The sequence below is a fragment of the Ignavibacteriales bacterium genome (genome assembly GCA_026390815.1).
Lineage (GTDB): Bacteria > Bacteroidota > Ignavibacteria > Ignavibacteriales > SURF-24 > JAPLFH01.
Genome location: JAPLFH010000046.1, coordinates 133231 through 149732, shown reverse-complemented (window position 1 = coordinate 149732; position 16502 = coordinate 133231). Strand labels below are relative to the sequence as shown.

15 protein-coding genes are annotated in these 16502 nt (G+C 34.2%); 3 read left to right on the top strand and 12 right to left on the bottom strand.

Features of this window, described 5'->3' with window-relative positions; genetic code table 11:
* Window positions 1-228 precede the first annotated feature (228 nt).
* From sucC to NTX22_14625, 3 genes are all read left to right on the top strand, one after another.
* The gene (gene sucC, locus NTX22_14635) at window positions 229-1389 is read left to right on the top strand and encodes an ADP-forming succinate--CoA ligase subunit beta (protein ID MCX6151757.1); all 1161 of its coding nucleotides are present in this window, start codon (window positions 229-231) and stop codon (window positions 1387-1389) included.
* Between the two features lie 227 nt (window positions 1390-1616).
* Window positions 1617-3032 (top strand): tetratricopeptide repeat protein, encoded by a 1416-nt coding sequence (locus tag NTX22_14630; protein MCX6151756.1) that lies wholly within the window; start codon window positions 1617-1619, stop codon window positions 3030-3032.
* A 17-nt stretch (window positions 3033-3049) separates the two neighbouring features.
* Complete coding sequence (locus NTX22_14625; protein ID MCX6151755.1) at window positions 3050-3931, top strand: shikimate dehydrogenase; 882 nt, start codon at window positions 3050-3052, stop codon at window positions 3929-3931.
* Between the two features lie 6 nt (window positions 3932-3937).
* Here the strand turns inward: NTX22_14625 and NTX22_14620 are convergent, their stop codons facing one another.
* The 12 genes from NTX22_14620 to NTX22_14565 form a co-directional block, all read right to left on the bottom strand.
* Window positions 3938-6283 carry a pyridoxal phosphate-dependent aminotransferase gene (locus tag NTX22_14620; protein MCX6151754.1) on the bottom strand — a complete coding sequence of 782 codons (2346 nt, stop codon included), beginning with the start codon at window positions 6281-6283 and terminating at the stop codon, window positions 3938-3940.
* Between the two features lie 53 nt (window positions 6284-6336).
* Window positions 6337-7560 (bottom strand): PP2C family protein-serine/threonine phosphatase, encoded by a 1224-nt coding sequence (locus NTX22_14615; protein ID MCX6151753.1) that lies wholly within the window; start codon window positions 7558-7560, stop codon window positions 6337-6339.
* A 31-nt stretch (window positions 7561-7591) separates the two neighbouring features.
* Window positions 7592-7930: a hypothetical protein gene (locus NTX22_14610; protein ID MCX6151752.1), complete on the bottom strand. Its 339-nt coding sequence runs from the start codon at window positions 7928-7930 to the stop codon at window positions 7592-7594.
* Window positions 7931-7985: 55 nt separating this feature from the next.
* On the bottom strand, window positions 7986-8384 hold the full coding sequence (locus NTX22_14605) for a hypothetical protein (GenBank protein ID MCX6151751.1): 399 nt from the start codon (window positions 8382-8384) through the stop codon (window positions 7986-7988).
* Window positions 8385-8453: 69 nt separating this feature from the next.
* Window positions 8454-10109, bottom strand: coding sequence for a phosphoenolpyruvate carboxykinase (ATP) (gene pckA / locus NTX22_14600; GenBank protein ID MCX6151750.1), 1656 nt, complete (start codon window positions 10107-10109; stop codon window positions 8454-8456).
* Window positions 10106-11323 (bottom strand): pyridoxal phosphate-dependent aminotransferase, encoded by a 1218-nt coding sequence (locus NTX22_14595; protein MCX6151749.1) that lies wholly within the window; start codon window positions 11321-11323, stop codon window positions 10106-10108. The genes pckA and NTX22_14595 overlap by 4 nt, the downstream gene beginning before the upstream one ends.
* 445 nt (window positions 11324-11768) lie before the next feature.
* Complete coding sequence (coaD, locus tag NTX22_14590; protein MCX6151748.1) at window positions 11769-12248, bottom strand: pantetheine-phosphate adenylyltransferase; 480 nt, start codon at window positions 12246-12248, stop codon at window positions 11769-11771.
* Between the two features lie 156 nt (window positions 12249-12404).
* Complete coding sequence (rsmD, locus tag NTX22_14585; protein MCX6151747.1) at window positions 12405-12953, bottom strand: 16S rRNA (guanine(966)-N(2))-methyltransferase RsmD; 549 nt, start codon at window positions 12951-12953, stop codon at window positions 12405-12407.
* Window positions 12954-13023: 70 nt separating this feature from the next.
* Entirely contained in the window at window positions 13024-13935 is a 912-nt protein-coding gene (locus tag NTX22_14580; protein ID MCX6151746.1) for a hypothetical protein, read from the bottom strand.
* A 95-nt stretch (window positions 13936-14030) separates the two neighbouring features.
* On the bottom strand, window positions 14031-14528 hold the full coding sequence (locus NTX22_14575; GenBank protein ID MCX6151745.1) for a helix-hairpin-helix domain-containing protein: 498 nt from the start codon (window positions 14526-14528) through the stop codon (window positions 14031-14033).
* A gap of 93 nt (window positions 14529-14621) precedes the next feature.
* Complete coding sequence (gene dnaJ, locus NTX22_14570) at window positions 14622-15743, bottom strand: molecular chaperone DnaJ (protein MCX6151744.1); 1122 nt, start codon at window positions 15741-15743, stop codon at window positions 14622-14624.
* 70 nt (window positions 15744-15813) lie between these two features.
* On the bottom strand, window positions 15814-16476 hold the full coding sequence (locus NTX22_14565) for a nucleotide exchange factor GrpE (protein MCX6151743.1): 663 nt from the start codon (window positions 16474-16476) through the stop codon (window positions 15814-15816).
* Window positions 16477-16502 lie beyond the last annotated feature (26 nt).

Sequence of the window (16502 nt, the reverse complement as noted above, 5' to 3'; positions counted from 1 at the left end):
TATATTTCTATCAACTTAGAACAAGTAATTTTGTTTCAACTAAGAAAATGTTAGTGATAAAGTAAATTTTCTTAAAAAAATTCTTTATACCAAAATGCCAGATTTCTTCTGGCATTTTCTTTTGGTAATTCTTCTTTCCTATTTTAATATTACATCAAAAAATAATAACTTTAGGTGTGGAATAATTTTGTAATTCATTTCTACCGAAAATCAGCAAGGAAAACATATATGAAAATTCACGAATATCAGGCAAAAGAAATTTTAAGAAAATTTAATGTGCCAGTTCCAACCGGAAAAGTAGCTTTTTCAATAGAAGAAGCAGTGCAGGCAGCGCAGGAAATTGGTGGAAGCATCTGGGTAGTTAAGGCGCAGATTCACGCCGGCGGACGCGGTAAAGGCGGCGGTGTTAAGCTTGCAAGAAGTATCGATGAAGTAAAAGAATTGGCGAGCCAGATATTGGGAATGAATTTAATAACTCACCAAACTGGTCCCGAAGGTAAAACAGTTAAACGTCTTTTAATTGAACAAGGAATAGACATCGACCGCGAACTTTATGTTGGAATTACTTTAGATCGTGCTAAATCTAAAAATGTGTTGATGGTTTCCACAGAAGGCGGAGTAGAAATTGAAAAAGTTGCTGCTGAAAATCCAGAAAAGATTTTGAAAGAAACAATTGAACCTGAAGTGGGATTGCAGGTTTATCAGGCAAGAAATCTTGCTTTTGGACTTGGATTAACAGAAAACCAAAATAAAAATGCTGTAAAGTTTTTAATGGCACTTTACAAAGCTTATGAAGCAACTGATGCATCGCTGGCGGAGATAAATCCTTTAGTAGTTACAAAAGCTGGAGAAGTGATTGCACTTGATGCTAAAATGAATTTCGATGACAATGCGCTCTATCGACATCCGGAACTTGTAGCTATGCGAGACCTGGATGAAGAAGATCCATTGGAAATTGAAGCTTCCAAATACAATCTTAACTACATTAAACTTGATGGCAACGTTGGCTGTATGGTTAACGGTGCAGGACTTGCGATGGCAACAATGGACATTATTAAACTTGCAGGTGGTGAGCCGGCAAACTTTCTTGATGTTGGCGGAAGTGCTAATAAGGAAACGGTATCAAATGGATTTAAAATCATTCTTTCAGACCCAAATGTAAAAGCAATCCTCATTAATATATTTGGCGGAATTGTGCGGTGCGATCGTGTAGCCCAGGGTGTAATTGATGCGGTAAAAGAAGTTCAGATTACCATGCCAATCGTTGTTCGGCTTGAAGGTACCAATGCAATAGAAGCCCGCGAATTGCTGGCTACTTCGGGGTTAAACTTTGAAGTTGCAAAAAGTCTTAAAGATGCAGCAGAAAAGGTTACCGCAGTGCTGAATTAGTTGTCCGTTAGGTCTTGTGTCTTAATTAAGAAGGTAAAAAAACAGAATCGGTGATTGGGAGAATCGGGGAAACGGTAATCGCCGGTTCCCCGATTCCCCGATTCCCCGATTCTTAATTGCTTGGATCGAAGTAATATAATTGATAACTGACCGCTACATAAAAAAATTAAACTTGATTTTCTTTCAATTGAGTAATACATTCAAATTAGAAATTATTGGAGACATTAATGGATTATCCCGAAGATTATTTCGGAGATGAGGATTTTCTTCCTGAAGAAAAACAATTAAAAGCAAAGATTGAAGAGTATAAGAAAATTATCTCCAGGGGAGAAGTATATTCTAACCTGGATAGTATTGAAGATCTTATTCATCAATGTATGGAAAGCGATTTTAACCAGGATGGATTGTTTTTTACAATTACACTTTTAGAGGTTTCTCCTTACAATTCCGATCTCTGGCAGTTGAAAGGAAGTTTCTACAACAACCTGCTTAAATTTGAAGAAGCATATAAATGTTTCAATACAGCTCTTTCATTAAATCCCTATGATGTAGAAACATTATTGAGCAAAGCCCACGCAGAAGATAATTTAGACCTTATTGAAGATGCAATAAATACTTTAAAAACTGCTTTGGATATAGATCCGCAGAACGAAGAGGTTTATTTTAATCTTGGAGCAATCCACGAAAGGGATGCAGAATATGAAGAGGCAATTAAGTTTTTAACAAAAGCAGCCGAAATTGATAATCAGTTTAGCGAAGCGTATTATGAACTTGGGTATTGTTATGAGAATTTAGATGACTTTGAAAGAGCAATTATTGCATACGATAAATATCTTGAAATAGAACCGTACAGCGCATCCGGATGGTATAACCGGGGAATAGTTTTAATCCGCGATGGAAAATTTGAAAAGGCAATTAATAGTTTCGATCTTTCACTTGCCATTAAAGATGATTTTGCCAATGCATTATTTAACAAAGGAATTGCACTCGCAAATCTTGGTAAATTAGATCAGGCTCTTGCAGCTTTTAAGTGCGCTATTGATTTAGACCAGAATGATGAAGCAATATATTTTAACATCGGGCAGGTTTATGAAGACTTGGATGATCTGATTAATGCAATAAAAAATTACAGCACAGCTATCAAACTGGAAGATGAGTATTACGAAGCCTTTCTTGCACGTGGTTATTGTTATGATGCTGTTGGTAAATATCAATTAGCCTTAAAGGATTTTAACAAAGCAATATCACTTACCAAAGATTCAGCAGAAGCATATTACGCTAAAGCCGATCTGGAATATGCGCTTGGCAATATGAAAGAATCAGTGGAATCGTATAAGAAAGCTGTGGAAATTGAACCGGCAAATTTTGAAATATGGTACAAGCTTGCTGAAACACAATTAGAACTGAGTTCCTGGTTAGAGAGCAAAGAAGCATTCAGCACTTGCATAAAATTAAATCCATCGGATGCAAATTCCCATTACGGTAAAGCAAAAGTTTGTTTTATTCTTCTTCAAACTAATGAAGCAATTTCTTGTTTAAAAACCGCGTTTATGCTCGATCCAAATATTAAGAACGAGTTTGCGAGAGAATATCCAGAAATCAAAACTTCAAAGCTGTTTAAAAAATTATTAGACGAAATTTAGAAACAACATTTTCCTTTATGAATATACACGACAAATTTAATATTGACACACAAATTACTGGCATAATTGGGCATCCAGTAAAGCATTCATTTTCCCCATTTATGCATAACATTGCTTTTGAATTGCTCAATCTAAATTACATTTATCTTCCTTTTGATGTTCCTCCAATCAACTTAAAAACTGCAATTAGAGGAATGGTTGCACTTGGAATTAAAGGCATGAATATCACTCTGCCACATAAGGAAAGTATAATTCCCCTGGTAAAGAATTATTCTGAAGAAGTAGGCGTAATTGGCGCTGCAAACACAATAGTAAACGAAAGCGGAAACCTTACAGCGTACAACACAGATGTACATGGAATAATGGAAACTCTTCTTCCATTAAAAGATAAAATTACAAATGGAGAAATAAGTATACTTGGCAGCGGTGGCGCGGCAAGAAGTGCTGTTTACGCTTTAATCAGAAACTTCAAACCATCTAAAATTAATTTGATAAATAGGAATGAAGAAAGAGCTGAACAATTAAAAGATTTTTTTAGCACTAAAATGCTTTATAAGTACATTAAAACTTTTGGCTTATTCAAAATTCCTGTTGATGACGTATTAAAAAATTCCCAGTTGATAATAAATTCTACTTCAGTTGGAATGAATCCGAATGTTAATGATTCTGTTATAAGTAATTTTGAATCGTTTAATAAAGGGCAAATTGTTTTTGATATGGTTTATACACCACTTAAAACAAAATTATTAATGCTTGCAGAGGCTGCCGGCGCAACTCCGGTTGATGGTTTAACGATGTTCGTTAACCAAGGTGCAAAATCATTTGAATTATGGACTGGTAAAACAATGCCAGTTGAAAAGATTTTTAAAGCACTGCGATTATATATTTCTCCAAATTAGATCCAATTAATTTTTAATCGTTTCCAAAATTAAATTCTGAATTTCCTCAACACTTCCCTTCTCACAGTTCAGTGCAAAACATTTAGCTTTAGAAAAAATATTCTCATAAATTCTTTTCTGTTCTTCTATTTTTTCTGGTGTATTCATTATAAAATGTACATTATAAAATGGAAGTGATTTGTTCTGGTGTGGGGTCAAACTACTGGTTGTAAATCCTGAAACTAAAAATTGAACAGCCGTTGAAGGTGTTAGTTGTTCAATCTGTATCGCTTTATGATCGTTCTTCATTATAAAAATGTAATCAATATTTATTTTCTTCAGATGCTTAAACATCCCGCCAATCCAGTATGGATCTAACATTGCATAAGATTCCCGAGATGCCTTAAAGCAATAAGGATTCCCCCTGTCCATTCCACATTCTTCTGTAAGCTGGCATTCGCGCGTTTCGCATTCGGAATTTTTAGAAATTACATTTTCACACTTGCTAAGATCGAATAAATTAGAAAGCAATGGTAGAACCGAAGCTGTATAAGTTGGAACATAAATTTTTCTTTCAGGATTTTCTGCAACCAATTTTTCGCTTTCATTATTTATAAAGAATAGGTCGCTTGAATGAAGCGCAACGTTTTCATTTTTTAGCAACCCATAAAATATTTCCGTTTTCTTAGTTCCTTTTGGTCCGATTAGAACAAAGCCGGAGCCAACATAATCCGCAGACATTCCACGGATAGAATTTCTATTAAAAAGTTTTGCTGCAATATCTGCCACAAGTCCAAATGCCAGGCTCCTTAACGATCCATAATTATCAGTGTTAAAAAGAATTCCGGTATTTGTTTCTGAATTATAGAATGCATGTGGCTCTCTGCCAATTACTCCATAAACAGCGTAAATAATTCCATCAGGTTTTACTTCAGGTTTTAGTTGTGCGGGGTACCAGTTTTCTATCCAAAAATCGTAAAGATGAGGAACATTTGTACGAAGCTGCACAACCACATTGTTAATGTTTGCATTCCATTCAAAATAATTATCATATTTCAAATGAACTTCGGCTTCATTAACAAGAACATTTCTGCTTTCCACTGAAATGGAAGATTCTAATTCAATAGGATTTTTTATATGTGTGGTTGTATTACTAAGTTCAAATACTTTATGTCTTGCTGGTTTTTCTAATTTACTTAATGCTTCAGAAATTCTATCCATACCTTTAACCAAATTTTCAATTGAAGTAGAATATGAAATCCTTATGTAATTATCGGCTCCAAAAGCTTCACCAGGTACAACTGCAACATTTGCTTCTTTCAAAATAAAGTATGCAAGTCCGTAAGAATTTCTTATATAAGTATCCTTGTATTCCATTCCAAAATAAGCAGAGATATTTGGAAAAACATAAAATGCTCCTTCTGGTGTATGGCAGGAAACATTTGGTATTTGATGCAACCGGCTAAGAACATAATCTCTACGTTTCTTGAATTCCTTAACCATCTTATCAGTTTCTTTATAAGTGCCAAGCAATGCAGCTGTGCTTGCATATTGAGAAATTGATGAAGCGCCGGAAGTGCTGTGGCTTTGTATTTTTCCGCATCCTTCAATTATTTCTTTAGGACCAGCAGCATAACCAATTCTCCATCCGGTCATAGAATAGGCTTTTGAAACCCCGTTTATAACTATGGTTTTTTCTTTTATCTTTTCACTTAAAGAAGCAAAACTTACAAACTTAAAATCATCATAAACTAACTTTTCATAAATCTCATCGGTTAGAACAAATATTTCTTTATCTTCAATAACTTCAACAAGTACTCTTAATTCCTTTTCTGTATATGCAGCGCCAGTTGGATTAGATGGATTACAAAGGATAAAAACTTTAGTATTGGCAGAAATTGCATTATTCAATTCTTCCGGTGTTAATTTGAATCCATTTTCTTCCTTGGTATCTACAAATATGGGTACTCCTTTTGCAAGATTAACCATTTCCGGATACGAAACATAATATGGAGCCGGTATAATAACTTCATCACCTTCATCAACAATAGAAAGAATTGCATTGTAAATTGCTTGTTTTGCACCGTTAGAAACAATTATTTCGCTTATATCATAATTCAGATTGTTATCATTTTTTAATTTTGTTGCAATCGCTTTTCTTAGCTCTACGCTACCGGAATTTAACGTGTACTTTGTATAATTGATATCAATAGCTTTCTTAGCAGCCTCCTTTATATTATCCGGCGTTGGAAAATCAGGTTCACCAACACTCAGATCAACTATATCTATTCCCTCAGCCAACATCATCTTTGCTCTGGCTGCAATTTTCATTGTTGGTGAAACACCAATATTATTAATCCTATCAGCAATCAATTTTTCTTCCTTTATTAAGTTTTGCGGAACAAGTTTAAAAAGATTTGAAAAATTTATTTTTTAAATTTTATCAACAAGTTTTGTTTCATTTTTAATCTTTTAATAACCAAAATTGTTGCATCGTCTTCCCATTTATTCTTTTTCCCAAAATCGTTTACGATACTAAATAAAGTATCCAGAATTTCCTGTGCATTTTTTTCTTTATTCTTTAGAATAATTTCTTTGAACCGCTCCATTCCAAAAAATTCTTTCTTCTTGTTCTGGCGTTCAAAGATTCCGTCGCTAAAAAGCACCAAGACACTTCCGAGATTCATTTTTGCGTAAGCACTGCTTAAATTTATTTCTGGTAATGCACCAAATATTAATCCGGTAGATTCTAATTCAATAATATCATTTCCGTTTACAAGAATCGGTGCCGGGTGACCGGCATTTGCATAAACCAAACTACCGTTGTTTTCAAATTCAGCCATAAAAAGAGAAATGAACCGAGTTGAATAAACGCTTTTATAAATTACTCTGTTCAATTTTTTTAGTGTGTAAACCATTTTCATTCCTCTCTCCATTCCCATACGAAGTCCGGTTATAACATCGCGAACAAGTAAGGCAGCTGGTAATCCATGTCCACTTGCATCACCAACACATAAGCCAAAACCATCTCCATCAAATTCATAAAAATCGTACAGGTCACCGCCAACTAATTCAGCGGGAATTGATCTGCCTGCAACCTGGTAGCCCGGTATTTTTGGAACAATTGATGGGAGCAAACTTTGCTGAATGTAAGCAGCTTGTTCCATTTCGGTTTTTATTGCCTCAGAATAAAGTCTGGAATTTAATGCCGTGCGTACTGCATTAAGACAAAATTCTATTTCTTCTCTTATCCATCCGCTCTTTAAATCGAATACAATGATCCAGCGGTAAGATGGATTATGAATTGCAACGGCGGCAGGAATTGTATATTCATCCATACTTTTATTCGTTAATTCAAATCCTTGAGCCTGGTCATTGAATATAAACGTCTTGAATTCCAAAACATTCTGGAGCGCTTCGGATGTTTGTGGAATATTTTTAACAATGCTCTTATCTGAATGCGAATAAATTAAAACATATTCTTCCTCGTCTTCCTGGTATACCCTGCCATTACCAATACGCAAATCGTTGCTGAATGTATTTTCCAGATCTCTAACAATCTTAAAGAGAAAATCTCTGCCGCTTTTCTCTCTTCCAATCCGGCTTAATAGAAAATCCAATTTTCGGTAAAAATTTTTTGGTTCAATCATTATTTGCACCCTTCACTTTGAATAACGGACACTATAAAATCAATAATTTTTTTTCTTTAAAGATACGAATTACTTCCGCAGAATTCTCAACTGTAAATCCAATTCTTATCCATTTAGTTTTTAAGAAAATAAAAAATACCTTATCTCGTTTTGATCTTTTATAATCACGTGGGAACCAGGTTCGAAAATCTCCAGTTCCCCAAATTCTCCACTTGCCAGTTGCAATTGTAAGTTCACGAGTTTCGATTTTTAAGATTTCCGAAAACCTAATCTTTTTACTTGCAGCAGATGGGAAATAATAATTAAAAAGAACAATTTCATCATTCGAAATTGAAATGAGTTTGTCTATGTAAAGCAATTCTGAATTCATTTTATTTGTCGATGTAATTTCTTAATTAAAACAGGAGTTCCTGAAGATTTAAAGGCTAAATTGGTTCAATTTTATTTTTCCAAGAATTTCTTGCTCTTTCTTCACTAACCCAATCATTTACAGAAAAACGCAAAATGAAACAATAAAAGTAAAATGAAGCTAATGGCAACAACATTTTGATAAAAGTAAATGTGGGATCTTTAACGGTAATTAAGTTTAATGAAAGTGGGATACTAATCATCAGAATAAAAGTTGTTATCCATCCAAACTTTCTTTCCTTATAAAGAACAAATAGCATAAATGGTGTAAAGATTATTGCAGCAGCAACCATTAAAAATCCAGCTAAACTGCCGAACCACCATAAGAATAAGAGAACTGAACTGGATAACTCATAGTTAAGCCAACGCTGCAAATTTTGTAGATTACGATATTTGGAAGACTGTAGGTTGATCATAGAAAAGTGAATGATAACTAAGAGAGATGATTAATTAAGTCATCTCTCTTAGAGAAATTTTGTCACAAATTATATTTTCGAAAGCCTTTTCGGTCCAGCGTTAATCACTTCCTGCGAACAGGCTTTACTAAACAGTTTAAAATTTTCCACAAACCGGGCAGCAAGTGCATCATACTTTTTCCAATACTCTTCCTTATTTCCCCACGAATTGGATGGTTCTAACACATCCTGCGGAACATCGGGACAACTTATCGGAACTTCAAAACCAAAGAGTTTGTCCTTCCTGTATTCAACATTATCAAGCAATCCTTCAAGAGCTGCATTTAGTAAATTGCGCGTATGGCGAATGCTAATTCTTTTTCCAATACCAAACCTGCCGCCAACCCAACCTGTGTTTACAAGCCAGCATTGTGCTTTGTGTTTTAGCATTCTTTGCTTTAACATTTCTGCATACTCATATGGATGACGAACCATAAACGGTGCACCGAAACAGGCGCTGAATGTAATCTGTGGTTCAATTCCCAATCCTATTTCTGTACCGGCAATTTTGGAAGTATATCCACTTATAAAATGATATTGTGCTTGCTCGGGATTTAATTTTGCAATCGGAGGCATTACTCCTGAAGCGTCGCAAGTTAAAAAGATGATATTTTTAGGATGAGTATTAACCATCTTTTCCGGAACAATGTTAGGGATAAATTCCAATGGATAAGACGCACGAGTATTTTCTGTTATGGTATCATCATTCAAATCAATGTTGCGTGTTACCGGATCCCAAACAACATTTTCTAATATTGTCCCATATCTTTTTGTGCATGCAAATATCTGTGGTTCGGCATCTGCGGAAAGGCGAATTACTTTTGCATAACATCCTGCTTCAAAATTAAAAACACCGTTTGAGCTCCAGCCATGTTCATCATCTCCAATTAATTTTCTTTTTGGATCGGCTGATAATGTTGTCTTGCCAGTTCCACTTAATCCAAAGAAAATTGCCGCATCTCCATTATTGCCAACGTTTGCCGAGCAGTGCATAGGAAGTACATCATTAAATGTTAGAAGAAAATTAAGCACAGTAAATACTGATTTTTTGATTTCACCGCCGTAAAGTGAGTTAGCTATTATTGCCATTCTTTCAGCAAAGTTAATGATGATGGCAGTTTCTGATCTTGTGCCATCTATTACGGGATCAACCTTAAAGCTGGGAACGGAAATAACCGTAAACTCTGGGATAAATTTCTTTAATGTGTCTCTATCGTTTGTAGTGATGAACATATTTCTTGCAAATAAACTGTGCCATGCTTTTTCAGTTATAACTCTAATTGGCAAACGATATTCCGGATCTGCACCCGCATAACAATCCTGAACAAAAAGTTCTTCTCCCTGCGCCCAAGATTGCAAACGACCAAACAGTTGGTTGAATTTTTCTGAACTATAAGGACGGTTATGAATTCCCCACCATATTTTTCCTTCGGTGGAAGATTCTTTTACAACAAACTTATCTGCCGCAGCGCGTGCGGTATGCTTGCCGGTATTAACTATAATAGGTCCGTGTGCTGCAAGTTTACCTTCGTTACGGAAAACAGCTTCTTCATATAATGCAGAATCCGGAAGATTCCAGAAAACTCTATCTAAGAATGTTAATCCTTGATTTTTAAGTCTGAAATCAGGAGCTAATTCCATAGCTTCCTTAGTTGCCGGGGTTTTGAAGTCTAAATATTTGCTCATGCCCAGTCCCTCACTAATTTTCTGTCGCCAATGTAAAGTTCATTTGGTGAATTTGGATCTAATGCCCACTTGATCCTTTCAATGCCATCAGTAATATCTTTTATAGTTCCACAGAAACTAATCCGTAAGTAACCTTCCATTCCAAACTCTGCACCCGGAACTGTAAGTACCATAACTTTTTCTATCAGGTATTCTGAAAGTTTGTTTGAACTTTTATTGTAGTTGCTAAAATCAGCAAAACAGTAAAATGTTCCATCAGGTTTTGTAACCTTAACACCTTCAAAAGAATTCAGCTGATCTAATAATACATTTCTATTATTTTCAAGAGTAACTCTTAAATTTTCCACACTTGATTGAATACCATTCAAAGCGCCAACCGCAGCTAGTTGAAGAACGACTGACGGTCCAGATGTTTGATGTCCCTGGATATTTGTCATCGCTTCGATAACTTTTTTATTTCCAACAGCCCAGCCGATTCTAAAGCCAGTCATAGCATACATTTTAGAAATTCCGTTGATGACAATAATCTTGGAATTTTCCGATAAATCTTTTGCATAATTATAAACGTTAATTGGTTTTTTACCATCAAAAATCAAGCGATGGTAAATGTCATCCATAATTAAATATAAATCTTTGCGCTCGCAATAATCAACTACATCAGAAATAAATTGCTCAGAGTACATTGCACCGCTTGGATTATTAGGACTATTAATGATTATCGCTCTTGTATAACTGCCAACCCGTTGTTCAATGTCCTGAATGCGTGGATAAAAAGTACCATCTTCAGCAAAAGCTGCAACACCAATTGCTCCGCACAACCGTGCCATTTCCGGATAGCTAACCCAGTATGGCGCTGGATATACAACTTCTTCCTGCGGATTTAGAATTGCCTGAAGCGCGCACATTATTGCCTGTTTTGCTCCACCAGATGCAATCACATTTTCCGGATTCACTTTGCGGTTGTAATATTCTTCTGTATAACGAATAATTGCTTTTTTTAATGCCGGAATTCCATCTGCGGGAGTATATCTAACTTCCCCGGTATTAAGGTTATTAACAGCGGCCATCAGTGCATCTATTGGTGCACGGCTTTTAGGTTCGCCACCGCCAAGATGGATAACAGGATCACCTTTTTCTCTAAGTATAGCTGCTTTTTCATTAAGTTTTAGAGTGGGTGATGCCTTTAGCGATCTTGCAATTTGACTTAGACTCATCTATCTACCTATTATTGTTTTAAATTCTGATGCAAAGACGAAAAAGATAATACCTGAATTGAAAAATTTAGAACTAATAAACAATTTTATGACAATACTTAACTCAAAATCTGCCAACACCTTTTTCGTATATTTTATAGAAAACTAACGGTGTATAATATATTGGCAAAGGACAAATTTATCAAGAATAATTTTCTTTATTAATTTTTCCAGAGGATTATTATGAATTCCGGTGAATAATAATTTATAACAGTCAAATATCCTTTTAGGAAATGTCTTTAATGCAAAATAATAGTGGAATTGAATTTGAACTTTGCATAATTATATTTTAGATGTCATTATTCAAATAGTTCTTAAATCGTTTGTAAAATGGTTAGAAATTGTTTGCAGGTTGAATAGTTTCATTAATACGTTAATAGCAGCAATTCAGCAATCTAACCTTCTTTCAAGCGAATTTATTTATTAAAGCAGCACTAACACATGGCGGTACAAAATCGCTAACATCGCTCTTTAAACTGGCTAAATTCCTAATCAAAGATGAATTTAAATAAGTATATTTTTCGTGAGGCATAAGAAAGATTGTTGCAATATCTCCGGCGAGTTTTCTATTCATCAGCGCCATCTGGAACTCGAATTCAAAATCGCTAACTGCACGCAAACCTCTTATTATCCCAATCGCCCCAACTTTCCTTGCATGGTCTACTGTTAATCCGCTGCACGAATCAACTAACACTTTATCATACTCTTTAAGACTTTCCTTTAATAGATCAATTCGTTGTTCAACAGTAAACAGGTTGCCTGTTTTATTTGGATTAACAGCAACAGTAACAATAACACCATCAAACAAATCCCTTGCTCGTTTGATAATATCAATGTGACCAAATGTTACCGGATCGAAGGTACCGGGGTAAATTACTTTGCGCATTTTGTATTCTCATAATTACAAAAATTGTTGTACGGTTGTCAGTTATCATTTATAATGAAAGTTAAAATCATATTTCAAATAGCTGATTCCGAAGAATTTTTCCTGATACAATAATAATTATTTAAAGTACTCGATACAATATCTAAGTTAAAAATATTATGTCTTTTCAAATTGATAAAGTAAAGTATCACCAATTTTTTTAAATGGTTCTATTCCAAAATTCTCAACATCTTTTTCTTTTGTTTGAATAGAACGCTCAACAACGATCAAACCATCATCCAAAAGAAAATCTTTAGTTAAAAGATTTTTCATAACTTCATGAATATCATTTTTAAAGAATGGCGGATCTGCAAATATTAAATTGTACTTTTTATGATTAGTTGCCTTTGAAAAATCAAGCGCATTCATTTTAAATATTTTACAAAATTCATCAACAAAAATTGAAGTAATATTTTGCTTAAGTACTTTGTAAACGGGAAAATTCTTTTCTATAAAATCCACGTGAGATGCTCCGCGGCTTAAACTTTCTAATCCGAGTGAACCTGACCCGGCATATATATCCAGTACTTCAATTCCATTAAAATCAATCTTGTTATTTAATAAATTGAATAATGTTTCTCTTACCCGGTCCGTAGTTGGACGAGTAAATTTTGTACTTGGAACTTTTAAAATTCTTCCACCATATTTGCCGGAAATAATTCTCATAGAATAAAAATTGATTTACAAGCAGATTGGTGGTTAATTGTTGACGCCATAATTCAAATTGATTAGAAGTTTATATCATCCTAAATGCTAAACCGGCTGCCGATGTAAATGAATTTGCCCTTGTAAAAATATTCTTGTTGTTTTGGAGTGCTTTACCGTGTTTAATCTTATCAAATGGATCCAGCAAGGAAATATCAAAACCATAAATATCTTTCAGATTTACAATCAACGACTCTGGTACAGAATCTCCTGCGAGATAAATTCTTGAAATCAGTTTTTGATTATCCTTTGACCAACCGATTGAAAATAAAAATTGATTCAATTCAGGAATAATTTCTGAAGTGGCTTTAACCGGATAAACATAAAACTTAACCGGCAAGTTATTCTTAATCAAGTCGATGGAAATAAAATCTTTTGTTAAGTAAAGGCTTAGATTAAAACTGTCATTATTGATCGAAGATTCATAATTGAGCAAATTGTCGGAAGCAAAATGAGAATGATCCAGGTATTGGAATTTGACATTATTTTGATCACAGAAATCATTTAATATCTCTAAATATTTTCTTAGAATACCAGCGATAATCGCCCATCCATTTTCTTTATTAACCTTCAGATATTGAATTACCAAATCATCGTTGTTTAAGTGGGGATAGAGAACAGAAAACTCCCACTTAATGTTCTCGGCAAGATCATTTTCAAGCAGTGCATTTTCAATAGGAAGTTGTACAACATTGAATAAATTGTGGGGAAGCGAAAAGGAAAAATATTTACTCTTAAGTGGATTGCGAATTGTAATTTCATTTAAAGCATTTTGTAAAATGGAAATTACTTTTGTTTTTTTTTCATCAAAGTTAAGAAATTCAGGAAAATATTCTTCATCAACATTTTCAAGAATAAATTCACCATCTGAATAAATAACTTCAACTAATTGAAGTTTGGAATTTGTAATATTAATACCGGTGTGGTTTTGAATGGTTTTCATTAGCGCTTCAATTGGTTAATGTTGTAATATTAGTTAAAGGGTAAAACTTTAATAACTTATTTATTCTTTTCATTAAAGTGGATTTCCTAAATCAGTTATTTAACGTAAATGTAATTTTTTATCTTATTAAGTTTGGTTGATTGAATTCCCTTCACTTCCATCAATTCTTCAATACTTCTAAACCTCCCTGTTTTATTTCTTTGTTCAATAATTCTAACGGCGGTTTTTTCACCTATACCTGGAAGTTTCATCAATTCATCTTTAGAAGCTGTATTTAAATTTATACTATTTTCAGAAAGGGATTCTTTTTTTTCATACTTAGCGGGTTTGCTCTCATCAAAACCAAGCACTTCTTTTTTATATTCATCTTTCTTTTCTATCGAAACATTTGATTCTTCTTCATTTCCTTTTAAAGAATCACTTGCCAGAAATAGACTATCAGCTTTTGTATAATCGTAATTCTTATAAACTGATTTATCAATATTGTAAAATTTAATCAGCAATCCACCAACAAACACCAAAGATAGAAAAGCTAATACCTTAAATTCAGTTTCAGTAAATCCAATTCGGTTGGCAAGTTTTTTAAACTGCATTATCCATATACCAAATTTATAATAAACTTTTATTTACCGTTTAAGGTTTTAAAGAAATGCTGGATAAAACAGAACCCAAATTTTATTATTCCGTCAAACCGGAACTTTAATGTTGGGTAATTCAGAAAGTTCTTTCAGCAATTCCTTTTCTTTGGAATTAACTTTATTCGGAACATGAACATTAACTCTTACTAACTGGTCACCTGCACCGTGCCTATTTAAATGTTGAATTCCTTTTTCCCTCATCTTTAAAAATTTGCCTGGTTGAGTACCTGCATCTATTTTTAACTTTGCTTTTCCATTCAGTGTTGGTATTTCAACATCAGTCCCAAGTACAATTTCCGGGTAGCTTAAAAATAACTCATAGATAATATCATCACCATTACGAACAAAAAATTCGTGGGGTAATTCCTCAAAAATAACTATAATATTTCCTGGCGTTCCATTCCTTTTGCCAACATTACCTTCACTGCGTAATGTCATATAACTTCCATCTGAAACACCGGCTGGAACACTTATCTTAATTGTAGTTTCACCGTAAGTTCTTCCATCTCCAGAACAGGTTTTACACGGTGTATCAATAACAGTTCCTTCACCATCGCAATTATTACAGCTTGAAATATTTACAAACTGACCAAAGACAGAACGTGTTACTGATCTTACTTCACCGGACCCGCCGCAAACCGGACAAGTTTTAACAGAGCTGCCACCTTTAGAACCTGTCCCGCTGCATTCCTCACATTTCAAGTATTTTTTAATTTTAATTTTTTTAGTAGTTCCGGCGGCAATTTCTTCCATTGTTAATTTTAATGAGACTTTCAGATCAGAGCCAGGTGTTCCAGTTCCTCTTTTTCTTCCCCTTCCCTGCGAGCCTGAAGAACCAAAGAAATCATCAAAGATAGAGCTGCCACCAAAAGCACCACCAAAAACATCTGAAAAATGGGAGAAGATATCATTAACATTATTCCATCCATGGAAATCTTGCCCACCACGTAATCCGCTGTGACCAAATCGATCATACTTTGATTTTTTTTCATCGTTGCTCAAAACTTCATAAGCTTCGGCTGCTTCTTTAAATTTTTCTTCCGATTCTTTGTTGTCAGGATTCCTGTCAGGATGGTATTCCATTGCAAGCTTCCGATAAGCTTTTTTAATTTCTTCCTGGGTAGCATTTCTGCCAACACCTAAAACCTCGTAATAATCTCTTTTATCCATCTCAGTGTTTTACTTCCATAAAAAATAATAATTTTTAAAAATGCAAAGTACATTATTCACAATTCATAAATTATGATGCGGTGCCATCATCAGATACAATTACTTTTGTATGCCGAATCACTTTATCTTTGTACATATAACCAGCTTCAACTTCTTCCAACACGGTATGAGGTTCAACACCTTCCACTGTTCTCTGCATCAATGCCTCATGAAAATTGACATCAAATGGTTTTCCTTTCGCATCAATTTTCTTTACACCTTGCTCATCCAGTAATTTACTAAATTTGGTATAAACCATTTTCAATCCCTCTTTAACAGCTTCAACAGTATTTTCATCATCCAAATGTTTAAGCGAGCGTTCCAAATCATCATAAACTGGTAAGATTTTTAGGATGAAGGATTCTGCAGCGTAAGTTATTAAATTTAGCTGATCGCTTTCTGTCCTGCGTTTGTAGTTTTCAAACTCAGCCGCTTTACGAAGAACTTTATCTTTGTAGCCTGCTAATTCCTTTTCCAGAGTTTCGTTTTTATTTTTCAATTCTTCTAATTCTTTAATGTAAATTTCTTCAATTGATTTTTGTAATTCTGAGTCCGCTTCCTGCTTCTCATCTAAATTCTTGTTTTCATTTTTTTCATCAGATTGCGTCGAGTCTTCCTTTTTAGTTCTCTCAATATTAATTTTATTTTCATCTTCTTTGTTTTTATCTCTATTTTCATTTTTGCCTTTTATCATCGGTTCTCCTCAATAAGGTTTTTAAT